The following is a 23,861-nucleotide window of genomic DNA, read 5'->3' on the forward strand; positions in this document are numbered from 1 at the left end:
GCAGGCAATCGCTAGCGGTGATGCAGAACCAACGGGGCGCCTTCGACGTCGATGACATTCATGTGGTAGCCGAAGACTTCGGCCAAAACGCTGGGCTGCAGCACCTCGGCCGGTGAACCGTCAGCGACGATCCGTCCCGCCTTCATAGCGACGATCCGGTCGGCATAGACGGCGGCCTGGTTGATGTCGTGCAAGACAACGATCACCGTGCGTTTGTCGTTGTCGGCCGCCGCACGCAGGTCGCGCATCAGCTGGCGGGCAAACAGCATGTCGAGATTGTTCAGCGGCTCGTCGAGCAGCATGTAGTCGGTGCCCTGGCAGAATGCCATGGCGACCATGGCGCGCTGGCGCTGGCCACCGGAAAGCTTGTCGAGGAAGCGGTCCGCCAGCTCTTCCAGGTTGAACTGCCGCAACGCTGCGTCGATCAAGCTTTTGTCGTGCGCGTCGATGCTGCCATTTTGATGCGGGAAACGGCCGAAGCCGACGAGTTCGCGCACCCTGAGCCTACTCGCCACGGCAGGGTCCTGGCGCAGGATCGCGAGCGTCTGGGCGAGGCGGCGACTTGGCGTGGTGTCCACCGGCAGGCCGTCGACGGATATCGCGCCGCTCTGCAGAGGCTGCAGCCGCGCGATCAGCGACAAAAGGCTCGATTTGCCGGCACCATTGGGTCCGACAAGTGCCGTCACTCCGCCCTTGGGCATGGTCAGCGAAACATCGCTCAGGATTTGCGTGTCGCCATATCTAAGCGAAACATTCTTGATCTCGATCATCGCTTGCTCGTTGTGATCAGCATGGCCAGGAACACCAGTCCCCCTACGAATTCGATGACGACACCCAGTGTCGAGGCGCCCCCCAGCACATGCTGAAGCAGCATCTGGCCGCCAAGCAGCACGATGATCGCCGTAAGCATCGCTGCGGGCAGCAAAAGGTGATGACGCCGGCTGTTGATGATGCGCTCGGCGAGCGCAACCACCAGCAATCCAAAGAAGGTGACGGGGCCGACCAGGGCCGTCGATACAGCTACGAGTGCCGCGACAAGCATCAAGAGGCCGGTCAGCGCCCGGGTCCAGTTGACGCCGAGCCCGATTGCACTGTCGGAACCAAGCGCCAGCACATCGAGCAGATGACGCTTTCGCCAGGTGATCACTGTGGCGATCACCGTGACGACAAGGCTGATGACCATCAGGTCGGGGCGCACGGTGTTGAAATTGGCGAAGCTCGCGCCCTGAACCACGGCGAATTCATTGGGGTCGATGAGGCGCGCAATCAGCGAAGCGAGGCTGCGAAACAGCACCCCGAGCACGACCCCGGTCAAAAGCAGCAGCCCGACGTCGAAGCGCCGCCTGAGCATGGGCATGAACAGCAGCAACGCCATGGCCATCATCAGGCAGGCTTCTCCGGCGAATTTCATGCGTGGGTCGAGCGCGACAAATCCGACTCTGCCAAGCGCCACGACCAGAACCATCTGGCCGAACAGGTAAAGCGCATCGAGCCCCATGATCTGCGGCGTCAGCACCCGGTTTGCCGTCACTGTCTGGAACACCACGGTCGAGACGGCGATCGCCACGCCGACCTGCACCAGCGTGAGCAGCCGCAATGTGCGTAGCTCGAGCGCGAAGGCGATGTTGCCGCGCAGCCCGACGGTCATGAAGGCGACGGCCGCAGTAAGGGCCAGCGCGCCAAGTATCCACAATCGCTTGTCAGGCACGCGCAGTCCGCCCAAACAGGATCCACAGGAACAGCCCCGAACCGACCACGCCGAGAACCGTGCCGACAGGGATTTCGTAGGGGTAGCGGATGACGCGGCCAACGATGTCGCAAGCGAGCACCAGTGCCGCGCCTGAAATCGCGACCCAGGGCAGGGCGCTCCTCAGATTGTCGCCCATCAGCCGGGAGATGAGATTAGGCACCACAAGGCCGACAAACGGAATCATGCCGACCACGACCACGGCCAAGGACGAGATCACTGCGACCATGACCAGCCCGAGCTGGACGATGCGCTGATAGTTGAGCCCAAGCCCGACGCTGACCTCGCGCCCCATCGACACGATGGTCAGCCGGTCGGCGATCCACCAGGCAAGCGCGACCATCGCCGCCAGAATCCACAAAAGCTCGTAGCGCCCGCGCAGCACGCCGGAGAATTCGCCGTTGGTCCAGATATCGACATATTGCAGCAGGTCCGCCTGCCAGGCGATGAAGGTCACGGCAGCACCTATGACGCCGCCATAGACAAGGCCAAATAGCGGAATGAGGAAGGGCTGCGTCGGCGGCAGCCGGTGGGCGATGGACAGGAAAACGGAGGTTCCGGCGAGCGCTGTGGCACTTGCGGCAAGTGTCTTGACGCCGATCGACGCCGACGGAAACAGCATCGTCACCGCCAGGATGCCAAGTGCTGCACTTTGGCCAGTTCCCGTCATCGTCGGTTCGACAAACCGGTTGCGCGCGAGGATCTGCAAGACGAGGCCGGCAATCGCCAGCCCCGCGCCGACGAGAACCGCCGCCAGCGTCCGGGGCAGGCGGCTGACCAGAAGCAGTTCAAGCGCCCCTGCATCGGAAAAGTCCTTGCCGAGTGAAAAATCATCGACACCGACACCGAGGCTCAGCGCGAAAAGCCCGACCAGGCTGGTGGCGACCACCAGCCTGGCATAGGGCATTGCCAGTGTCATCACTGCGCCTTGGCGAAGGCTTCTTCGATTGTCTTGAGGACTCTATGGGTGGACTGAACACCGCCTGCAGCGATGTAGAAGTCGGATGAAGGCAGGTAGATCACCTGGCCCTTTTTCCAGGCGGTGGTCTGGGCAACCAGCTCGTTGTCGAGCGTCGCCTTCGCGCCTTGCTCGCCGGAACCGATTGCCGCTGCGCGGTCGAGCACAAGAAGCCAATCAGGATTGGCCTTGCTGATGAATTCAAACGCGATGGCCTCGCCATGGTTGGCCGCCTCGACATTGGCTACCGCGGGCTCGAGTTCGAGCGTCTTATGCAGCCAGCCGAAACGCGAGCCGGGGCCATAGGCGGTGATCTTGGGGCCGTTGGTCATCAGGATCAGGGCCTTGCCCTTGCCTTTCACGGCCTGCCGGGCGGCTTCAACGGCAGCGTCAAGTTCCTTGCCAGCAGCGGCGGCTTCATCGGCCTTGGCGAAGAGTGCCCCATAGGCCACAAGCCGCTCTTTGGCCTGGGCAACAAGGTCGTCGCCATTCATCGTCATGTCGATGGTGGGGGCAACGCGAGCGGTCGCTTCGGCCTTTGCCGACGAACGTCCGCCGACGATCACAAGGTCAGGCGCAAGTGCGTTCAGCGCCTCGAGGTCAGGCTCGAAAAGCGTGCCGACGACCGTAGCGCCCTTGGCGACATCGGCAAGTTCAGGCACGAACAGCTTGTTGGGGACGCCGACAGGCTGGATGCCGAGGCGGTTGAGCGTGTCGATGGCGGCGATGTCGTAGACGGCGATCCTGGCGGGAACCTTGTCGATGGTTTTCGGACCCGTCGCGGTGTTGATTTCAGCCGCAACCGCTGGTGCCGTCGCTATCGCGAGGGCTGCCACAAGATTGGCCAGGACCCGAACATACTTCATGCTTTGTCTCCGTCTTTGCCTGATGGCGTCGGCTTCATAAAACCTTCGTAAAATACTCCGGTTTTGCGCATACCAGAAGCTGGCTGTGTAAAACAAGACTTGGGCAGGCATTCACGGAGACTTTATCGCCGCTGTGCCACACCCTGCGACAAGCAGCCTCAAGCGCTCCAGGCGATGCTGCGGCCGGGCTCGCGGAAAGCGAAGCGCGCGAGGTGATCGTCGATCACTGACTTCGCGCGCGCCAATTGCTCGGCGTCTGGCGCGACCACTTGGATCGTCAAGGCGGTGTCGTCGGCGTCAAGTACGGCGTTGCCGAACGGAAAGTGGCACTCGCCATGGCGTTCGGCGTAGGTGACCTCGATCTTATGGGCGAAATGCTTGCACAGCTGGGTAAGGTATTTGGCACCGTGCTCGGTCTCGAACCGTCCTGTCGTTTCAACCATGTTGTTTTCTCCGTCGTTGACCTGCGCAGGCACCCTTGGATCGCCGCGCGTACGAATGGACGTAGTAGATCGCGCCAGCTGCCCCTAGTGAGCTGGCGTCTAACATTGTTGACTATTATAATCAAGAAAAGCCGGCCGCGAAGGCGGCGGACATGACCGACATGTCTCAGCCCTTGCGAAACGGGCAGTCCAGTGCCCGTGTGGAGAGCATCGGAAGGGCCCGGGTCAGTTCGCTTGTCGAAGTTCCAGCGCACAATTTCGCGAGGTGACGTCCTCATTGGCGGTGTCGCGCCGCCGGCACACCTGACGTATCAGGTGATGCTCGATTCGGCCGCGAAAACAGCAAGCGCGCTAGCCAGGTTACGACAAGGTTGGCGGCTATTGATTCCAGAAGGTTCGAAGCGTGGTCGGCGTGTGCATGTTGGCATAGAGATAGTGCCAAAACTCGGCGCGGCGCTCGTGCTCGATGGTCTTCCACACATCGTGAACCGCCACTTCGCCACACCAGTAGGCATAGACAAAAGGTGCCCGCAAATTGTGGTTCGGGAACGACAGGCGGCCCTTCACCGTCTCCAGGCTCTGAAACCCAGCTTCGGCGATGATCGGCGCGATGTCCTCAAGCCTCATGTTCTGGTCGTGCATCATCCAGGCCGCGTTGCAGCGCAGTGCGCTGCGCAACCGCTGCAAGGCGACGGCGAGCTCATCGGCTGGCGTGTCGACCCAATCGAGGAAGAACAGGCCATTGTCGGCGATGCCCTCAAACAGGGCGCTGCTTGCCGAACTCGTCACCACCTGCGCGCCGTCGAGCGGCATGCTGCCCTCAGTGACGTAGCGTTGCCGCAAAGCAAGATGCACAAGATGCCCGGGGAACGCCTCGTGGCACGCCAGATGCTTCAGCGCGTAAGGCGTGTAGGGAAAGTCCAGATTGAGCAAAAGCTGCCGTCCCGGGTAATCGCAATAGGCCGAAAACGGCACGTTCTCGACCGCCACCGGTTCGAGCCATTCCTGGCCCATGTCGTACATCAAGGCACTGGTGCGCCGGCGTGCCTCCTCGCCATAACCGCGCAGCACGTCGAGAACAGCACTTGGGGCGACACGATTGTCTTGTTCCCAGCGTCGAACGTCTTCCGTCAGCGAGGAACCGCGATAACCGAGCTCATCCAGCCTTTCCCGGATCGTGACCGCATAGCCATGCAGGATCGACTGGTTGACCATCTGCGTGTCGACCCCGAGCTGTCGGCGGACACGATCGGCGAAGGAAATCTGCTTTTCCTGAAACGTGATCAGCAGCGCTTGAAGCGAGTCGATCATTTCGCCGAGGTAGCTCAGCCGCAGCGCACTTTCAGCCTCCTGCGGCAAGCGGGCGTTCAGGTCGTGAAGCGCCTGAACCGCCTCGTCATAGCTCCGAAGGGTCACCGGCTCGATATCGGCTACAGCAACCGGAACAAGACCCTCGCGATCGAGGAAGCCGTCGCTTCGCGGCGTGTTGCGGTAGAGCTGGTCTATTCCCGCCGTGATCGCGGCCAGTTCTTTTCCCAACTGCATGACATGTCTCACAATCTGGTGGCGGGCACAGCGGCCGGGTTGAAACTAGAGAAGGCGGTTCTTGACGAACCGGCCATTGGCCATGATGGCGCTCAGATGCGCGCCGTCATCCTGAAGCAGCGCGATGTCGGTCAGCGGATCGCCGTCGACCACGAGCAGATCGGCAAAGGCACCCGCTGCGATCACGCCCACTTCCAGCTGGCAAAGCTCGGCGCCAACGATCGTCGCCGAGCGGATGATCTCGGCAGGCGTCAGCACCTTGGCGAGCAGCTCGAATTCCATGCAATGATATTTGCGCAGCTGCCCGAGCAGGTCGGAGCCGAAAGCCATGGGCAGGCCGGCGTCACGCATGATCTCAAGCGAGCGCAAGCCGCCTTGGCGCACCACCTCGATCTTGGCGAATTCAGCCTCGCCCAGGCCGAGTTCCTCGCCGTCGAGCGCCAGCGCGTCATAGGCAACCAGCGTTGGCACGGCGATGCAGCCTTTGTCAGCCGCAAGCCTGGCGGTCTCGGCGGTGATCAAGTTGCAATGCTCGAGCGAATGGACACCGAGCTCGACGACACGGCGGATCGCCGCGTCGGTGTAGACATGGGCCGAGACATAGAGGCCGGCATTCTCCGCCTCCTCGACGATCGCAGCCAGTTCATCTCTTGAAAACTGCAGCGAGTGGATCGGATCGTTCGGCGAGGACACGCCGCCATTGGCCATGACCTTGATGAAGCGCGCGCCGCCCTTGATCATTTCGCGCGACACCCGGCGAACGTCGTCGACGCCGTCAACGAGAATACCCATCGACCCCAGGCGATCCGACATGATGCCAGGGCGATCGTCAGTGCGCGGGCGCAAGTCGCAGTGACCGCCGGTTGTCGACAAGCCCTTGCCGCAAATCACAAGCCTTGGGCCATCGATCAGCCCGTCTTCCACGGCGCGCACCAGTCCGTGGTCGGCGCCGCCAAGATCGCGCATGGTGGTGAAGCCGCGCATCAGCGCCTCGTTCATCACCCGCGCCGAGCGCAGTGCTGCAAGAGATGACGGTGCGATGGCGTTTGACCAGAGGTCGAGGGATTCCGCTACCACATGCACATGACAGTCGATCAGGCCTGGCATCAGCGTCTTGCCGCCAAGTGTTACCTCGACCGCGTCGGCGGGGGCGGCGATGGACGAGGCGACCTCGACAATTCTGCCGTCGCGCACAAGCACGGACAGTCCGTCGAGCAGGACGCCCTTGGCGGCATCGAGAACCTTGCCGCCGGTGAATATGTAGCTCTGGGTCATGGGATCATTTCAGCAGGTTATTGGTCAGCAGTTGAGGCGTTCTATCGGTGGTGGCAGGCCAGCATGCGGCCGTCGTCGCGCAGTCTCAGTTCCGGTTCGGCCTTGCGGCAGGCATCGGTCGCAAGCGGGCAGCGCGTGTGAAACGAGCAGCCGGACGGCTTGTTTGTGGCGCTTGGAATGTCGTCGTTGGACGCTTTGAACTGATGACGGTTGCGCGGATCGAGCGACGGTGCCGAGCCGATGAGAAGTTCGGTGTAGGGGTGCGAAGGGTTGGCGAAGATCGCCGCCTTGTCGGCGATCTCAACGATCTTGCCGAGATACATGACGGCGACGCGATGAGAGAGATATTCGACGACGCCAAGGTCATGGGAGATGAAGAGGAAGGCGACGCCGAGATCGCGTTGCAGGTCCGATAGCAAATTGAGGATCTGAGCTTGCACCGACACGTCGAGCGCTGAAACCGGCTCGTCGCAGACGATGATGTCCGGGTTCAGCGCAAGGGCGCGCGCGATGCCGATGCGCTGGCGCTGGCCCCCGGAGAACTGGTGCGCGAAATTGCCGGCCTGATCGGGACGCAACCCGACGCGCTCCATAAGCTCGGCGACGCGTGTGTCGCGTTCGGCCCGCGTGCCTACCTGGTGGATGTCGAGCGGTGCGCGGATGATGTCGCGAACCCGGTGACGCGGATTGAGCGACGAGAACGGATCCTGGAAGATGATCTGCACGCGCTTGCGGTAGGATTTGAGCGCTGAACCACGGAAATCACGAACGATCTGGCCGTCGAACTCGACCTGGCCGCCACTGGGCTTGAGCAAGCCGAGCAGGGCGAGCCCGGTGGTGGACTTGCCGCAGCCGGATTCGCCCACCAGGCTCAGAGTTTCGCCGCGCCGCAACGAAAAGCTTACGCCATCGACGGCGCGCACGGCGCCGACCACACGATTGAACACGCCCTTGCGAATTGCGAAGTGAACCTGCAGGTCCTTGACCGCCAACAGCGGTCCGGATGCTTCAGCCATTTGCATGAGTGACCTCCCAGCAGGCGGCAAAATGGCCAGGCTGCTTTTCTTCGAATTCCGGTCGTTCTTGATGACAGCGCGGAGCAGCCTTCGGGCAACGCGGTGCAAAGGCACAGCCCTTGGGCAGGTCCCAGAGCGGGGGGACGGTGCCTGAGATATCGACCAGCCGCTCGCCGACCTTGGCACCGGCGTGCGAGCGCGGAATGGCGCCGAGCAGGCCCAGCGTATATGGGTGCATCGGATTGTCGAAGAGGTCGTTGGCCGACGCCTCCTCGATCCGGCGGCCGGCATACATCACCACGACGCGATCGGCGATCTCGGCGACGACACCGAGGTCATGGGTGATCATCACCAGTGCGGTGCCAAGACGTTTCTGCAGGTCGGAAATGAGCCCTAGTATCTGCGCCTGGATGGTCACGTCGAGGGCGGTGGTGGGCTCGTCGGCGACGAGGATGCGCGGTTCGCATACCAGCGCAAGGGCGATCATCGCGCGCTGGCGCATGCCGCCCGAGAGCTCATGCGGATATTGCCGGGCCCGACGTTGCGGATCGGGCATCTGCACCAGACGCAGCGCCTCGACCGCGCGCTCGAACGCTGGGCGACGGCCAAGCTTACGATGCTGGCGCACGGCTTCGGCGATCTGCTCGCCGATGGTCAAGACAGGGTTGAGTGCTGTCAGCGGTTCCTGGAAGATCATGGCGATCTTTTCGCCGCGATAGTCCTCGACGGTTCGCTGATCAAGCTTGAGCAGGTCGACACCGTCGATCTCGATCCTGCCGCCAGTGACGCTTGCGGCTTCGGGAAGCAGGCGCAGCAGCGACAGGGCCGTCATCGACTTGCCGCAACCGGACTCGCCCACGATGCAGACCGTTTCGCCCGGCGCAACCGACAAGGCCATGTCGGACACGACCGCGAACGAACCCTGTCCGGTTCGAATGCGAATCTCCAGATCGCTGACTGTCAGGATAGGCTGATCCGACCTGCCGGGCACTGGCTGAGAACTGGCGGCTGACGTGTGGCTCATCTTGCTTCGTTCCTTGTTGGTGAGCGGGAAGCGCGCGAGGTGCGCTCCCCGCTTGCCGGACTTTCACCCGTCAGTCGGTGGYGCTTTCCAGATTGCCGACCATGAAGCCGTAGTCGCCGGACTCGACCAGATTGCGCGACAGATGCGAGAGGATCATGATCCCGTTGTCGTAAGGGGTCGGGATCTCTTCCAGCGTCTGGAACGAATAGGGGCTGACGACGCGGCCGAGCAGATCGCCCTTCTTGATCGTTTCGCCAAGTGCCGGGCACAAAGGCTCGAGCCAGCCACCCTGGGTCGGTCGGATGCCAGCGATTTCATTGACGACGATCTGCTTGGGCTGCGGCTTGACATCGCCTGGAATGACGCCGCGGTGACGCAGCATGTTTAGCACGCCGTCGACGGTGCGCTGGACATAAGGCGTCTGGTCGACGATGCCGCCGCCCAGCTCCACAACCACCGATGAAATACCGCGCTTGTCCACGGTCACCGCCTTGGTGGTGCCGTCAAAGGAAGTCCCTTCCTTCGAAGCCGTCGGGCGATAGAGAACCTTCGACCCGAAGGCGCGCGACAGCGGCTCGTCATTCAGGATGTAGACATAGTCGACGGTCGGGCGGTCGGTGCCGGAATGCAGATCGATATGAAGGTCGATTTTTTCCAGGAAGTGATCGCTGATCGCCTTGGCCAGCTGCTGGGAGTAGGTGCCGCTGGCGTTGCCCGGGAATTCGCGATTGAGGTTGAGTTCATCAAGCGGCGTGAAGCGGCGATTGAGCGCCATGGCACGCGGGTTGGCCACCGGAAGCATCAGGATGCGGCCCTTGAGCGGCGTGTCCATCAGCACCCGGAACAGCTCGAGCATGGCCTGCGAACCAGCATTCTCGTTGCCGTGGATAGAGGCGGACAGACCAATGGTGGGGCCATCCTGTTCACCGACCAGCTCGTTCATGAACAGCACGGCGTTGCTGCCGTCCGCATGGGTGGTGAACTTGGGCGTCAGCACATTGATTTGTTTGACCATTGTTATTTTCCTTGCATGTAGGCTTTGAGTAAGTGGGTCAGGATTTGCCGCCGCCACGGGAGAGCTGGCGGGGGTCGAGGACGTCCCTGAGGCCGTCGCCGAGAAGGTTGAACCCCAGCACGGTGATCATGATGGTCGCGCCCGAAATGATGGAAAGCCACGGTTCGTCACGAATGAATTTCGTGCCGTAGGCGAGTGTCCATCCCCAGGTCGGCGTGGGGGGCGGCAGGCCGAAGCCGAGGAAGCTCAGAGCGGATTCCGCGATGATGGCGGTGCCCAGGCCGAGCGACGCCAGCACGATGATCGGGCCAAGCGTGTTCGGCAGGATTTCCTTGAACAGGATGCGGGAGGGCCGCGCACCGAGCGCGCGGGCTGCCTGCACGTAGTTCTGTTCGCGCAGCACCAATGTCGTGGCGCGAACGACCCGCGCATATTCGGTCCAGGCAACCACGATCAGCGCGAGCGCAACATTCATGACGCCCGGCCCGAGGATGGCAACGATGGCCAAGGCCAAAACGATGGCCGGCACGCCCAGGAAGATGTCGGTGATCCGCATCAGTACGAGATCGACCCAGCCGCCGAAATAGCCGGCGACCAGCCCAACGATCGTGCCGATGATGACCGAGCATACGACGGCGATGATGGCGATGGTGAGCGAGACGCGCGCCCCCCAGATCAGACGGGACCACAGGTCGCGCCCGAAATTGTCGGTGCCGAGCCAATGCTGGAACGACGGCCCCGCGAAGCGGTTGCGCATGTCCATCTGTTCCACGCCATGCGTTGCAATGGCCGGCGCAAAGATCGCCAGTAGGACGATCGTCAGTGTGATTGCCGCGCCAACGACCAGGGATGTGTTGCGTAGGGCTTTGGGTAGCTGCATCGGATTATCCCAGTCGAATGCGCGGATCGACCGCCGCGTAAAGGAGGTCGACGATCAGGTTGACCAGCGCGAAGATGATCGCGAAGGTCAGCACGATGCCCTGGATGAGCGGCAGGTCGCGCTGCGAGATCGCCGCGATCGTCAGCTGTCCCAGTCCTGGCCAGGCGAAAATCGTTTCGGTCAGCACCGCACCGCCTAAAAGCGCGCCGAAGCGCAGGCCGATGACGCTGAGCACCGGCAGCAGCGCATTGCGCAGCGCATGGCGGACAATGACGCGCGGCCGGCGAAGGCCCTTGGCATAGGCGGTGCGGATGAAGTCCTCGCGCAGGATTTCGAGCATCGATGCCCTGACAAGCCTGGAGATGATAGCGGCGGAATTGACCGCCAGCGCGAATGCCGGCAGCGCAATATGCGAGAGCGATTTAAGCAGCACCTCCGGTCGTCCCGACAGGGCCGCGCCCAGCGCATCGAGCAGCGGCTCGCCACGGCCGATGGCGGGCAGCCAGCCGAGATTGACGGCAAACAGCAGCATCAGCAGCAGACCGAGCCAGTAGACCGGCATCGAAACGCCGAGCTGGGCGAGCAGCATTGTTGCGGTGTCGACGATTGATCCTTGCCAGATGGCGGAGATGACACCGAGCACCAGGCCCAGGATGGTCGCCAGCACCAGCGAGACCACGGCCAGTTCGATCGTTGCGGCGAGGCGTCCGGCGATGATTGTGGAGACCGGCTGGTTTTGGAAAATCGATTGTCCCATGTCGCCATGCAAGAGGGCTGCGAAATAGTCCCACAGCCTGATGTACCAAGGATCATCCAGCCCCAGATTGGCGCGAAGCGTGGCGATGGCTTCCGGCGTCGCTTCCTGTCCGAGCAGCACGGAGGCTGGATCGCCAGGAATGATCAGCAGCAGCGCAAAGGTGACCACCACCATGCCGATGGCCAGCGGGATCAGCAGTAGCAGCCGGCGTATGATGTAAGCGATCATGTGGTCGGTCCCTTTGTCCGAAGCCATTTGAAGGCGGTTTGTCCGCCCATCAGGCGACGACCATTGCTGTGTGTTCGCGTGAGGCGCGAGGCAGCCATTTCCCGGCCCGTGCAGCGCCTGCGCGCCGCACGGATTTCGCAGAATTTGCCAGTCACCAAAGAAGCGGTCGGCCAACGCACTTGCGCGATGTTGGCCGACGCTATCGGCTTAGTCGTTGAGGCCGATCAGGCCGCGCAGATAGCCACGCGGTGTCGCCTGGACCTCGGTCGGCAGGTTCTTCTGGTAGAACATCTGGTAGCCCTGGTCGGAGACGACGAAGTAGGGCAGGTCCTTGGCCAGGATGGTCGCGGCCTTCTGGTAGACTTCGGTGCGCTTGGCCTGATCAAGCGTCGAGCGCCCCTCGTTGAGCAGGGTGTCGACTTCCGCGTTGGAGTAGCCGCCCCAATTGGTTGGGCCGCCAGTGGTGAACTGGGCGTACATCAGGCGATCCGGATCGACGATGTTCAGCCAGCCGAGCAGGGCGATCTGATGCTTGCCCTGCTGCACATAGTTGGTGGAAAAGCTCGGCCAGTCGGAGATCTGCGCCTTTGCTTCCACGCCTGCCTGCTGGAACAYGGCCTGCATGAATTCGAGCGCCTGTACCCGGTTGGGGTCCTCGCTGTGGGTGGCAAGGGTGATCGTCAGCGGCTTGCCGTCCTTGTCAAGGATGCCGTCGCCATTGGTGTCCTTCCAGCCGAGCTCGTTGAGAAGCTTCACAGCACCTTCGACGTCGAAGGTCGGCTGCTTGATATCGGCCGAATAGGCCCAGGACGAGGGCAGGATCAGCGATGAAGCGACCTGGTCTACGCCTTGGTAGATGTCGTTGACGATGGTCTGCTGGTCGACAAGCATCGACAGGGCCTGCCGCATCTTGGGATCGGCAAGCAGCGGGTCCTTCGCATTGAAGTTGAGATAGGTGACCCCGAGCCCGGCCATCTTGACGTTGGCAAAGCGCTCGTCGCCGGCAAGGCGCGTGATGTCCTGCGGCGAAAGCGGCGACTGGATGACATCGAGGTCGCCGGCTTCAAAAGCCTGGGCGCGAGCCGAATTGTCGCCGATCACCTTGAGGGTGACCTTGTCGATGGTTGGCGCACCGCGCCAATAGTCGGGATTGGCTTCCAGCGTAATGTCGCTGCCACGGTTCCAGGAGGCGAGCTTCATCGGGCCAGCACCGACCGGCTTGGTCGAGATGTCCTGACCGCTTTCGGCGGCCTTCTTTGAGATGATACCGACATCGAGATAGGTGAGAAGCGGCGCGTAAGGGGCGGCGAGCTCGAACTTCACGGTCTGTGCGTCGACGGCCGTGACTGCCTTGACCGGCGTGAACAGGGCGCGGATGGGCGAGCTGAATTCGGGGTTGAGCACGGTCGAGTAGGTGAAGACCACGTCATCGGCCGTCAGCGGCGAACCGTCGGAAAACTTCAGGCCGGGGCGCAGCTTGAAGATGAACGTCAGCGGGTCCGGGGTCTCCCAGCTTTCGGCCAGGTCGGGCACCGGTTCCAGCTTGGGCGTGATGTGCACCAGGCCTGCATAGACCAGATCTGCGACCCGGTAGGCGGTGGAATCGCGGGCGAGGCGCGGGTCAAGCGTGCCGGCGTCGACGTCGGTCCCAACGACAAGAGTTCCCGCAGCTTGCGCCGCCATGGAGCCAGCTGAAAATACGGCCAGTGCCAGGCCGACGGCGCTTACAGTCGATAAAAACGTTTTCATTCCCCAACCTTCTTGTTTTGAGTGTCTGTGTTCAGCTCATTTGCCTGCGGCCGGCTCGCTGGAGCCATGCTCGTTTCCGGCAATTTTCGCCTGCCTGAGCTCGCTCAGATAAGGAACGAGCAGGTTTTCGACCGACGCCGGATCGGGCGCATGCCGGTATTCGAAACATGGGATGCCGGGCCGCACCATTTCGGCGATGTGGTCGGCGCCGGTGGCGTAGACGACCGCATCTGAGCCAGCGATGATTTCGCGAATATCGGGTGCCGCCGACCATGTGACCTTGATCTCGGAGACATGCGGCGCATATTCGCGCACGCTTGGCCGCATGACCGCGATGTAGTCCTGAAGCTGGGCGATTGCGGCCACGCGCGAACGCGGGTCGAGCACCGCCAGCGCCTGCCGGGTTTGTCCGGAGGGAAGAAAGCGCAACGCCAGAATATTGGCGTCGGGCACGATCTCTCGCACTTCGGCTTCGCGGTTCAGGAAGGTCAAGACGAGGTCGGCGCTCAGGCAGGCCTGCCGCGTCGCCTCGTCGGCACGCAATCCGTCAAGCGTCAGCAGCGAGATGGTGTCGCCAGAAGCAAAGACCGGGCGGATCTGCTCGATATAGTCGTATCCGGGGCCCTCGAAGATGGCCACGAAGACCACATTGAGACCTGCCTTGGGCTTGCGCAGTTGCGACTGCGCGTTGATCATCGAAACAAGCGTCGTGGTCGGTACGCCGAGACGCTCGGCCTTGCCCAGCAAGACCTCAATGTCGATGCGCAATGCGGCCGCCGGAGCGTTGTCGGCAACGATGTTGTAGGTCTTGTGGGCGACGAAGGCGCCGAGGCCCTGACGCATCTCGATCAGACCGGCGTCGCGCAGTTGTTGATACACATGCGCAACCGTCATCGGCGCTATGCCGAGCTCGGCTGCGAGCTGGCGAACGGACTGCAGCTTCGTGCCGTGCGGAATGTCGCCAAACGACAGCGAGTAGTTGAGCAAGCCGTGCAGCTGCGTCCCGACGGGGACGGGCAGGGACTTGTCGATACTGGACGCGTCGATTGCAAACACGTGTGCTACTCAATTGATACACTCAACGATAACATGAGAGTCGTTTTGCGCAAGACAGCAATTTGCGGCTGTGTACGATTTTTTGACTTTGGGGGAAAAGCGCGCCGTATCGAAATTTCATGGACATTTCCGGCTCGCGGTGGCAACAAATGCGAAGATTAGCCAGATCGAAGACGCAAGAGGTGTACTAATGGAATATGTCAATCTGGGCCGTTCGGGTCTCAAGATTTCGCGGATCGCTCTGGGCTGCATGTCGTTCGGCTCATCAAAATGGGCACCTTGGGTGCTCGATGAGGAAGCGTCGGCCCCTGTTATCACCAAGGCCGTCGAGCACGGCATCAACTTCTTCGACATGGCGGACATGTATTCGAATGGCGCCAGCGAAGAGGTGGTGGCCAAGGTGCTGAAGCCGTTGGTTCCACGCCACAAGCAGGTGCTGGCAACCAAGCTCTACAATCCGATGAGCTCCGATCCCAACGACCGGGGCCTGTCGCGCAAGCATGTGTTCGAGGCTGTCGACGGCAGCCTCAAGCGCCTGGGCACCGACTATATCGACCTCTACCAGCTGCACAGGTTCGATTATGAAACTCCGCTCGAGGAAACGCTCGACGCGCTCAACGACGTGGTGCGGGCCGGCAAGGTTCGTTATCTAGGGGCGTCGTCAATGCATGCCTGGCAATTCATGAAGGCGATTGGCCTGCAGCGCCAGCATGGCTGGGCGCAGTTCGTCTCGATGCAGCCCCACTACAATCTGATCTACCGCGAAGAAGAGCGCGAGATGCTGCCGCTCTGCCGTTCCGAAGGTGTCGGCGTCATTCCGTGGAGCCCGCTGGCGCGCGGCATTTTGGCCGGCCGCCGCAAGGAAGACGAAGCGGCAACCCTGCGTGCCAAGACCGACGGTACGGCCAATGCGCTCTATGATCGGTCGCGCGTTCAAGACGACGCGGTGATCGATGCCGTTCGCAAGGTCGCCGAGCGTCATGGCAAGCCGATGGCGCAGGTCGCCTATGCCTGGGTCGCTTCCAGGCCGGGCATCTCGGCCCCCATCGTTGGCATCTCCAAGCTGCATCAGTTCAACGATGCGCTCGCCGCGCTGGATATCAAGCTGACAGACGCCGATGTTGCCGAGATGGAGGCGCCTTACAGCGCAAAGAACGTCGCCGGCCACGTCTGATCGGCCCGATTAGACGCTCCTGCAATGGCGCCCGACCGTAACTCGGGCGCTCCGAGGCCCGCGTCCAGCGTCGGTGCGTGTCTCGTCGTGTGGCCTTGGTGATTGCTGTCCGCTTGCACCGATAAGCAGGCTCGGGGGTGGCGGCCATGCCTTCGGCGGGCTTGCCACCCCACATCTTGCTAAAATCCGAGCGATTTTATTGGCGGTTTCACAATCATCGTGAAGCATGCTGTGGCTGAGGAGGCGTTAGGAGGATCGAATGCGATCGGACTTCGCCACAGCGCGGCGTCATCTCGAGCAGGCATGCAAATACCTGTCCGGTGACGACGACTTGACGCGCAAACTGCTTGCGGCCTTGAACTTGCTCATTGATGCCACCTTGACCGCCGAACACATGGTGGAGAAGGAGTGCAAGGTTGTGACCTTTCCTGGCACACGACCCCAAAGGTGAACACGCGCACTGCCCATGCGTGCGCCTGATATGGCGGGATAGAGCCAGCGATGGCTCGCCGGCTCCTGCATCGTTTCGCGGTCGTTTCAAAACCCGCCAGCTCGCACGTCCGAACAGCGCCCTCCAGCACCTGAGGTCACGCATGCTCATGCGAGACCTACCGTTGGAGCGTTGAACGCGCGCCTGCGGGTCGACAGGTCGCCGCTAGCCCCGACGCACCGGCCAGGCTTGCCGCGTAGCGGCTCGGTCGCAGAGCTACAGTTCCCAGCCAGACTCAAACCAACCATTAGCCCAGCGAGAACCCGGCTTGACATTGTGACGTTTGAAGTTTGATATATCAAACGTCAGATTTCATATGTTAGCAGTATCGGGACCATTTCGCGCATGACCTTGCATCAGAGTTCAAACCACTCCCTGATCGGACGGCTGGCAGATCCGTCGCTGTTGAGGCAGCAGGCTTATGTCGACGGCCAATGGATCGACGCCGACAGCAAGGCCACGATCACTGTGACCGATCCGGCTACCGGCGCGGCTTTGGGCACCATCCCAGACATGGGTGCGGCAGAGACCACGCGAGCGATCAAGAGTGCCGACCGGGTGCGCAAGGACTGGGCGGCGCTTGCCGCACGCGAACGTTCGGCGATCATGCGCCGCTGGTTCGAACTGATCATCGAAAATGTCGAGGACCTGGCACGGATCATGACTGCGGAGCAGGGCAAGCCGCTCGGCGAAAGCCGTGGCGAAATCCGCTATGCCGCGTCCTTCGTCGAGTGGTTCGCAGAAGAGGCCAAGCGCGTCTATGGCGATATCATTCCAGCCCCCAAGGCGCAGTCGCGCATCATGGTGCTGAAGCAGCCGGTCGGCGTTGTTGCGGCGGTCACGCCATGGAATTTCCCCAGTGCGATGATCACCCGCAAATGTGCGCCGGCCTTGGCAGCAGGTTGCACGGTGGTGGTCAAGCCTTCGGAATTCACGCCGTTTTCCGCATTGGCGCTTGCCGAACTCGCATCGCGTGCGGGAATTCCGGCAGGCGTCCTCAACATCGTCACCGGCAACGCCCAGGCGATCGGCGGCGAGATGACGACAAATCCGATCGTCCGCAAGCTGAGCTTCACCGGCTCGACACGCGTCGGCAAGCTGCTGATGGGGCAGGCGGGAGCGACAGTGAAGAAGGTGTCGATGGAACTCGGCGGCAACGCGCCCTTCATTGTCTTCGCCGATGCCGATCTTGATGTTGCCGTTCACAATGTCATGGCGTCAAAGTTCCGCAACACCGGCCAGACCTGCATCTGCGCCAACCGCATCTATGTCGAGGACGCCGTCCATGACGCCTTTGTCGAGCGCTTCAAAAAGGCGGTCGAGGCGCTGAAGGTCGGCAATGGCTTTGCCGACGACGTCGAGCAGGGCCCGTTGATCAATCCCGCAGCGCTGGTCAAGGTCGAAAGCCATATCGCCGATGCGCTCGCCAAGGGCGGAAAGCTCGTCACCGGCGGCAAGCCGCACAAGCTCGGCGGCACTTTCTTCGAGCCGACGATCCTGACCAATGTCGACGATACCATGCTGTTCACGCAGGAAGAGACCTTCGGTCCGGTGGCTCCGGTGTTCCGCTTCACCGATGAGGATGCGGTCATTGCGGCGGCAAACGCCACTTCAGCGGGGCTCGCTGCCTATGTGTTCACCCGTGATCTCGATCGCATGTGGCGCGTGGCCGAAGCGCTTGAGACAGGCATGGTCGGCGTCAATGAAGGGCTCATCTCGAATGAGGTCGCCCCGTTCGGCGGCATCAAGGAGTCAGGCGTCGGGCGCGAAGGTTCAAAGTACGGAATCGAGGAGTTCCTGAACCTCAAATATATCTGCCTGACACAGAATCCCCGTCAGGCCACCTAGGCTTCTGGCCGGGCGATGGGCGCCCAGCCGCAAGAAATCACCATCATCAAACAATAAGAGAGGGAATGAGATGACGTTTACATGGAGGATGCAAGGCGGTGCCTTGGGCGGTCTTGCCGCAATTGCCATGGCCGGGGTGCTGCTCGCTCCAGTAGAAGCGCAAGCGGGCAAGGTGCTCGACGCCATCAAGCAGAAGGGCAATCTGACCTGCGGCGTCGGCCAGGCCGTTCCAGGCTTCTCGGCACCAGGCGCCAACGGCGAGCTCGCCGGCATCGACATCGATTTTTGCAAGGCGATGGCTGCGGCAATTCTTGGCGACGCCAGCAAGGTTACCTACCGGCAGACGTCTTACTCCGAGCGTTTTGTCCTGCTTGCTTCCGGCGAAATCGACGTTCTCGCCCACGACACGACGACCACGCTCAACCGCGAAGGCGGTCAGAACGCTCGCTTCACCTTCCCCAATTATTTCGACGGCTACACCTTCATGGTGCCCAAGTCGCTGGGCGTCGACAGCCCCGAAAAACTGGCCGATGCCACCGTCTGCATTCTTCAGGGCTCGACCTTCGAGGTGAACACCGAGAATTTCTTCAAGTCGCGCGGCCTCAAATACACCCCGCTTGTGCTTGGCACCTGGGAGCAGCTTGACGCCGCGTTCTTCGGTGGACGCTGCGATGCCTTTGGCGGCAATTATGGCAACCTCGCCGGCTCCCGCGTCGCCCATGGCAGTGTCGACGATTATATCATCTTCCCGAATTTCCTGACGCTTGAGCCTTATGCCCCTTCGGTCTATGGCGACGACCAGGAACTCTTCCTCACCGCCCGTTGGGTGATGTCGGCCCTGATCGAGAGCGAGCGCCTGGAAGTCACCCAGGCCAATGTGAAGGACCTGGTTTCGTCCTCGAAGGATCCGGAAGTCCAGCAATTGCTCGGCGTCAAGCCCGGTAACGGCAAGGATCTCGGCCTCTCGGAGGACTGGGTTGTACAGATCGTTTCAGCGGTCGGAAATTACGGCGAGAGCTTTGAGCGCAATCTTGGCAAGGGTTCGCCGATGAAGCTCGATCGCGGTCTCAACGACCTGTGGACCAAGGGCGGCCTTATGTTTGCGGCGCCGTTGAGATGATCAAAAGGGAACGTCTCCATGGTGTGACGTTTGTTGTGGCAGCCACCGCCGTCGTGGCGTGGCTGTCATACAACTTCTCCGCCAATCTCGCAGCCAAAGGCATTACCATCGACTTCGGCTTCCTGCGCGAGGCGACGTCGTTCCCCATCGGTGAGTCGATAATTTCCTACAGTTCCGGCGATACCTACCTCAGGGCACTTGTCGCCGGACTGCTCAACACCATCAGGCTCGCGCTCGCAAGTATCGTGCTGGCAACCATATTTGGCCTGATCATCGGCCTGGTCGCGCGGATCGGTCACCCGCTGCTGACCCGCTTTGCCAAGGTCTACGTGGAATTCACCCGCAACGTTCCGCTGCTGCTGGTGCTTGTGGTTTGCGCTACCGTCGTGCGTGCCCTGCCTGGGCCGCGACAGGCCTGGAACCCGCTGGATGGGCTGTTCCTTTCCAGCCGTGGTCTCTACGTGCCGCTGCCGGTCTTCGCCGATGGGCTGCTGCTGTTGGTTGCGGCGGTGCTGTTTGTCGTAGCAACCTATTTCGCCTGGCGGCTTTCGCTGCGCTCCAAGAGCGAGACCGGCCTGTTCCCACGTATCGGAAAGCTGGCCCTGGCTGGTTGCGCGGCGGCATTTGTCGGCCTGTGCTTTTGGGCCACCAGCATCGTCACGCTCGACAGGCCAGCGCTTGTCGGTTTCAATTTCCGTGGCGGCTGGAGCGTGACGCCGGAATATCTGGCGATGCTGTTTGGCCTTGCCTTCTACACATCCGGCTTCATCGCCGAGATCGTGCGTGGCAGCTTGGCCGCCTTGCCCAAGGGCCAGTCCGAAGCCGCCGCGTCGCTCGGCCTCGGCGCCTTCCTGACATTGTGGCTGGTGCTGGCGCCGCAGGCGCTGCGGCTGATGCTGCCGCCGCTCGCCAACCAGTATCTCAACCTGATCAAGAACACGACTCTGGCCGTGCTCATCGGCTATCCGGACCTGGTTTCGGTCGGCAACACCGCGCTCAACCAGACCGGTCGCGCCATCGAAACCGTGACCATCTATCTCTTGATCTACCTGTCGCTTTCCCTGGTGACCTCGGTCCTGATCCGCCGGCTGGAAAAGCGCGCGCAACTGGTGAAGCTATGAGTGAAATTGCCATCGCCACCGTCGCGCGCCGACGCCGCCCCACCTTGAAGGCGCGCCTGAGCCCGTACTTCAGGCCCTGGCCACATGCGGTCATCACCGTGCTTGGCGTGCTTCTGCTTGGCTATGGGCTCTTGGGCTTCTTGCGCTGGGCGGTGCTGGACGCGACCTTCGGTACGGCGACACCGGACGAATGCCGCGCGGCAGGTGGTGCCTGCTGGGCGATGCTGACCGAGCGCTACCACATCATCCTGTTCGGCAGCTATCCGGCCGGCGAGTACTGGCGCCCCGCTCTTGCGGTTGCTCTGGTCCTTGCCGTGCTCATTGCCAGCGGCTTCAGGCAATTGTGGAGAACGGCGCTGGTCTACGCCTGGATTGCCGTCCTGGTCACCAGCCTCATCTTGATGGCCGGCGGCATCTTCGGCCTGCAACCTGTATCGACCAGTCGCTGGGGCGGCCTGCCGTTGACCGTCGGCCTGTCGGCCTTCGGCATTGTGCTTGCACTTCCCCTTTCGGTGCTGCTTGCACTGGGTCGACGCTCCAGAAGTGCCCCGGTGAAGCATTTCTGCGATGCTTATGTCGAGGTGGTGCGCGGACTGCCGCTGCTTGCCGTGCTGTTTGTCGCCTCGACAATGCTGCCGCTGCTGCTTCCCGGCGGCAACATGATCGACACTATCCTGCGCGCCCAGATCGCCCTCATCATGTTTCAGGCTGCCTATCTTGCCGAGGCAATCCGCTCAGGCCTCGAGGCAGTCCCAAGGGGACAGACCGAAGCGGCCCAAAGCCTCGGCCTGCACGATGGATTGGTTTCGCGCCTCATCGTCCTGCCGCAGGCGTTCCGCATTGCTTTGCCGGCAATCATCAATACCTTCATCGAATCGATCAAGGACACAACGCTGATCAGCATCATCGGCCTTATCGACGTTCTGGGCGGAGCACGTGGTGCCATAGCCGATGGCACATGGATGGGCTTTTATCGTGAAGCTTATCTGGCTGTCGGTTTCGCCTTCTTCGTGTTCTGCTATATTCTGTCCTTGCATTCGCGCCGGCTTGAGCAGGAATTCTCCAATGAACGCAGGTAATAGGCTTATGTCTTCGGCAGGAACGCCAAATGCTTGATGAACGCAAGCAAGTCTATAAATCGCTCGTTCAGGATACGCTCAACGAGCAGATTTACCGACAGCTCAAGGAAAAGCTCATCACGGGCGAATTCCGCCCCGGTGATCGTCTTGTCTTGCGCAAGCTGTCGGCAACGCTGGGAACAAGCCCGGTGCCGGTACGAGACGCCTTGCAGAAGCTTGAGAGCATCGGTGCGCTCCGGCTGGAGCGGACATTTTATGTTCCCAACCTGACGCCGTCGGAACTGGCCGAAATTCGCGATATTCGCGTCGCACTGGAGGGGCTTTCCGCAGAGCGCGCCGCCGAGCATTCGACGCCTGAATCGATGGTACCACTGACGGCCCATTTCAACGCGCTCGCCAAGGCTGCGAACAACAATGACGCGAGCCATTTTCTCCGCGCCAATGCCCGGTTCCATCTCGAAATCGCCCGGATGAGCAACTCGCCTATCCTCTTCGACATGATCGAGCCGCTGTGGCTGCGCATGGGGCCGTCCGTCAGGATGGCAAAGGCCGAGCCGGGGCGTCTCAAGGAGGCGATCCCGCCACATGAAGCAGCACTGCATGCGATAGCTGCGCATGATGGCGCTACCGCAAGGGCAGCGTTGTTGCAGGACATCATCGGCTGCTTTGGAATACTGGCACATACCGAAGACGAACGCGCATGAGCCACCCGCCCAGCTGAACGCCCACAGGGCGATCCCGCAAAAGCTTTACCACCCGATCGCCCGACAGCACGCCGGGCGACGACCCCGACGTGTGTCCTGCGGCAAGGAGCCGCCGCGACCGAAACAACAGAGGTAATTTTTCATGTCGAGACCGAATTCCACTGCCGCCCGCGACATTGCCCACCAGCTGCACCCCTATACGAATGCGGTTCGCCACGCTGAAACGGGCCCGATCGTCATCGATCGCGGCGAGGGCGTCTATGTCTTCGACGATCAGGGAAATCGCTATCTCGAAGGTCTCGCCGGGCTTTGGAGCGTCGCTGTCGGTTTCGGCGAAAAGCGTCTGGTCGAGGCCGCGACCAAGCAGCTCAACAAGCTGCCCTACTACCACACCTTCGCCCACAAATCGCACATGCCCTCGATCGAGCTGGCCGAGAAGCTTGCCGAGATGGCACCTGAAGGGCTGTCGCACGTCTTCTTCACCAATTCCGGATCGGAAGCCAACGACACCATCGTCAAGCTGGTCTGGTACTACAACAATGCGCTCGGCCGTCCGGCCAAGAAGAAGTTCCTGGCACGCACCCAGGGCTACCATGGCGTCACCGTCGCTGCCGCAAGCCTGACCGGCCTGCCGAACAATCACCGAGATTTCGACCTGCCGGCGATCCCGGTCCGTCATCTGACCTGCCCGCATTTCTATCGCTTTGGCCAGCCGGGCGAGAGCGAGGCACAGTTCGTCGACCGCTTGGCCGCCGAGCTCGAAGCAGTGATCGCGGAAGAAGGTGCGGACACCATCGCCGCCTTCATCGGTGAGCCGCTGATGGCCGCCGGCGGTGTCATTCCCGCTCCTGAGGGTTACTGGCAGAAGGTCCAGGAAATCTGCCGCCGCAACGACATTTTGGTGGTGGCCGATGAAGTGATCACCGGCTTCGGCAGGTTGGGCACGACCTTCGGCTCGGACTATTACGGCATCAAGCCGGACCTGATGACCCTATCCAAGCAGATCACCTCGTCCTACCAGCCGCTGGCGGCCGTCATGATCTCGGACACCATCTACAAGGCGGTGGCCGACAACAGCGGCAAGATCGGCACCTTCGGCCACGGCTATACCGCCACCGGTCATCCTGTCGCCACCGCCGTTGCGTTGGAAAACCTCGCGATCATTGAGGAACGCGGGCTGGTTCAGAATGCCGCCGAGATGGGCCGCATCCTGCAGAAGCGGCTTGGCGCACTCGCCTCGCACCCGCTGGTGGGTGAAGTCCGTGGCGTCGGTCTCATTGCCGGCGTCGAACTGGTGGCGGACAAGGCGACCAAGGCTCGCTTTGCCGAGCCGGGCAAGGTCGGCGCCTATGTCTTCGCCAGGGCTCATCACCACGGCCTGATCGTTCGCAACATCGTGGACACGCTCGCCTTCTGCCCGCCGCTGATCATCACGGAAAGCCAGATCGACGACATGGTGCAGGCGTTCGAACGCACCTTGAACGACGCTGCCGATTGGATCGCTGCCGGACAGCCAGCCTACTGACAGCGGACCGTCGTTCGCGAAAGACTGCTCACTCCGGCGCGCCCATGCCGCGCCGGAGTGAGCCTGGAGAATATCGAGGAGGTTAAATGGCTGCGGAAAATACGGTGAGGGCTGACGATCTCGAGGTTGATCGGGCCAAGATGCACATCTCCGATACCGATGTGGCGATCGACATTGTCGGCATGCACAAATGGTATGGCGAGTTCAATGTCCTCAAGGACATCAACCTGCGCGTCATGCG

At 61.8% G+C, this 23,861-nt stretch carries 22 protein-coding genes and 1 pseudogene; 9 read left to right on the forward strand and 14 right to left on the reverse strand.

Annotation, left to right across the window (positions count from 1 at the left end; genetic code table 11):
- Positions 1-11: 11 nt before the first annotated feature.
- The 14 genes from AC1DWF_RS06110 to AC1DWF_RS06175 form a co-directional block, all read right to left on the reverse strand.
- Positions 12-770, reverse strand: coding sequence for an iron ABC transporter ATP-binding protein (locus tag AC1DWF_RS06110; protein WP_476789307.1), 759 nt, complete (start codon positions 768-770; stop codon positions 12-14).
- Positions 767-1,708, reverse strand: coding sequence for an iron chelate uptake ABC transporter family permease subunit (locus AC1DWF_RS06115; RefSeq protein WP_476786594.1), 942 nt, complete (start codon positions 1,706-1,708; stop codon positions 767-769). The genes AC1DWF_RS06110 and AC1DWF_RS06115 overlap by 4 nt, the downstream gene beginning before the upstream one ends.
- Positions 1,701-2,666 (reverse strand): ABC transporter permease, encoded by a 966-nt coding sequence (locus AC1DWF_RS06120; protein WP_476786593.1) that lies wholly within the window; start codon positions 2,664-2,666, stop codon positions 1,701-1,703. Before AC1DWF_RS06120 ends, AC1DWF_RS06115 begins: the two co-directional genes overlap by 8 nt.
- Complete coding sequence (locus AC1DWF_RS06125) at positions 2,666-3,571, reverse strand: siderophore ABC transporter substrate-binding protein (RefSeq protein ID WP_476789309.1); 906 nt, start codon at positions 3,569-3,571, stop codon at positions 2,666-2,668. The genes AC1DWF_RS06120 and AC1DWF_RS06125 overlap by 1 nt, the downstream gene beginning before the upstream one ends.
- Before the next feature lie 158 nt (positions 3,572-3,729).
- Positions 3,730-4,014, reverse strand: coding sequence for a DUF2218 domain-containing protein (locus AC1DWF_RS06130; RefSeq protein WP_476786759.1), 285 nt, complete (start codon positions 4,012-4,014; stop codon positions 3,730-3,732).
- A gap of 378 nt (positions 4,015-4,392) precedes the next feature.
- Complete coding sequence (locus AC1DWF_RS06135; protein ID WP_476786758.1) at positions 4,393-5,559, reverse strand: hypothetical protein; 1,167 nt, start codon at positions 5,557-5,559, stop codon at positions 4,393-4,395.
- Between the two features lie 45 nt (positions 5,560-5,604).
- On the reverse strand, positions 5,605-6,834 hold the full coding sequence (locus tag AC1DWF_RS06140; RefSeq protein WP_476789310.1) for a metal-dependent hydrolase family protein: 1,230 nt from the start codon (positions 6,832-6,834) through the stop codon (positions 5,605-5,607).
- A 41-nt stretch (positions 6,835-6,875) separates the two neighbouring features.
- Entirely contained in the window at positions 6,876-7,850 is a 975-nt protein-coding gene (locus tag AC1DWF_RS06145) for an ABC transporter ATP-binding protein (protein ID WP_476786827.1), read from the reverse strand.
- On the reverse strand, positions 7,843-8,874 hold the full coding sequence (locus AC1DWF_RS06150; protein WP_476789311.1) for an ABC transporter ATP-binding protein: 1,032 nt from the start codon (positions 8,872-8,874) through the stop codon (positions 7,843-7,845). The genes AC1DWF_RS06145 and AC1DWF_RS06150 overlap by 8 nt, the downstream gene beginning before the upstream one ends.
- Positions 8,875-8,944: 70 nt before the next feature.
- Entirely contained in the window at positions 8,945-9,889 is a 945-nt protein-coding gene (locus AC1DWF_RS06155; protein WP_476841519.1) for a succinylglutamate desuccinylase/aspartoacylase family protein, read from the reverse strand.
- 37 nt (positions 9,890-9,926) lie between these two features.
- On the reverse strand, positions 9,927-10,769 hold the full coding sequence (locus AC1DWF_RS06160) for an ABC transporter permease (RefSeq protein WP_476789313.1): 843 nt from the start codon (positions 10,767-10,769) through the stop codon (positions 9,927-9,929).
- Between the two features lie 4 nt (positions 10,770-10,773).
- Positions 10,774-11,754 carry an ABC transporter permease gene (locus AC1DWF_RS06165; RefSeq protein ID WP_476786181.1) on the reverse strand — a complete coding sequence of 327 codons (981 nt, stop codon included), beginning with the start codon at positions 11,752-11,754 and terminating at the stop codon, positions 10,774-10,776.
- Between the two features lie 207 nt (positions 11,755-11,961).
- Positions 11,962-13,503 carry an ABC transporter substrate-binding protein gene (locus tag AC1DWF_RS06170; protein WP_476841520.1) on the reverse strand — a complete coding sequence of 514 codons (1,542 nt, stop codon included), beginning with the start codon at positions 13,501-13,503 and terminating at the stop codon, positions 11,962-11,964.
- Between the two features lie 36 nt (positions 13,504-13,539).
- Positions 13,540-14,559 (reverse strand): GntR family transcriptional regulator, encoded by a 1,020-nt coding sequence (locus tag AC1DWF_RS06175; RefSeq protein ID WP_476789315.1) that lies wholly within the window; start codon positions 14,557-14,559, stop codon positions 13,540-13,542.
- A 190-nt stretch (positions 14,560-14,749) separates the two neighbouring features.
- Between AC1DWF_RS06175 and AC1DWF_RS06180 the strand changes: the two genes are divergently transcribed.
- From AC1DWF_RS06180 to AC1DWF_RS06220, 9 genes and pseudogenes are all read left to right on the forward strand, one after another.
- Positions 14,750-15,733: an aldo/keto reductase gene (locus AC1DWF_RS06180; protein ID WP_476789316.1), complete on the forward strand. Its 984-nt coding sequence runs from the start codon at positions 14,750-14,752 to the stop codon at positions 15,731-15,733.
- A gap of 259 nt (positions 15,734-15,992) precedes the next feature.
- Positions 15,993-16,184 carry a hypothetical protein gene (locus tag AC1DWF_RS06185; protein WP_476789317.1) on the forward strand — a complete coding sequence of 64 codons (192 nt, stop codon included), beginning with the start codon at positions 15,993-15,995 and terminating at the stop codon, positions 16,182-16,184.
- A gap of 384 nt (positions 16,185-16,568) precedes the next feature.
- On the forward strand, positions 16,569-18,071 hold the full coding sequence (locus tag AC1DWF_RS06190; RefSeq protein ID WP_476786520.1) for an NAD-dependent succinate-semialdehyde dehydrogenase: 1,503 nt from the start codon (positions 16,569-16,571) through the stop codon (positions 18,069-18,071).
- A 70-nt stretch (positions 18,072-18,141) separates the two neighbouring features.
- The gene (locus tag AC1DWF_RS06195) at positions 18,142-19,191 is read left to right on the forward strand and encodes a transporter substrate-binding domain-containing protein (RefSeq protein ID WP_476789318.1); all 1,050 of its coding nucleotides are present in this window, start codon (positions 18,142-18,144) and stop codon (positions 19,189-19,191) included.
- Positions 19,188-20,312, forward strand: coding sequence for an ABC transporter permease subunit (locus AC1DWF_RS06200; RefSeq protein ID WP_476789319.1), 1,125 nt, complete (start codon positions 19,188-19,190; stop codon positions 20,310-20,312). The genes AC1DWF_RS06195 and AC1DWF_RS06200 overlap by 4 nt, the downstream gene beginning before the upstream one ends.
- A complete protein-coding gene (locus AC1DWF_RS06205) occupies positions 20,309-21,391 on the forward strand; it encodes an amino acid ABC transporter permease (protein ID WP_476784428.1) in 1,083 nt (360 codons plus the stop codon). Before AC1DWF_RS06200 ends, AC1DWF_RS06205 begins: the two co-directional genes overlap by 4 nt.
- A 29-nt stretch (positions 21,392-21,420) precedes the next feature.
- Complete coding sequence (locus tag AC1DWF_RS06210) at positions 21,421-22,095, forward strand: GntR family transcriptional regulator (RefSeq protein WP_476784427.1); 675 nt, start codon at positions 21,421-21,423, stop codon at positions 22,093-22,095.
- Positions 22,096-22,237: 142 nt separating this feature from the next.
- The gene (locus AC1DWF_RS06215; protein ID WP_476789320.1) at positions 22,238-23,620 is read left to right on the forward strand and encodes an aspartate aminotransferase family protein; all 1,383 of its coding nucleotides are present in this window, start codon (positions 22,238-22,240) and stop codon (positions 23,618-23,620) included.
- Positions 23,621-23,706: 86 nt separating this feature from the next.
- Positions 23,707-23,861 (forward strand): annotated as a pseudogene (locus AC1DWF_RS06220) (amino acid ABC transporter ATP-binding protein); the annotation flags it as partial.

It is taken from the genome of Aminobacter sp. P4_D5 (genome assembly GCF_056401815.1).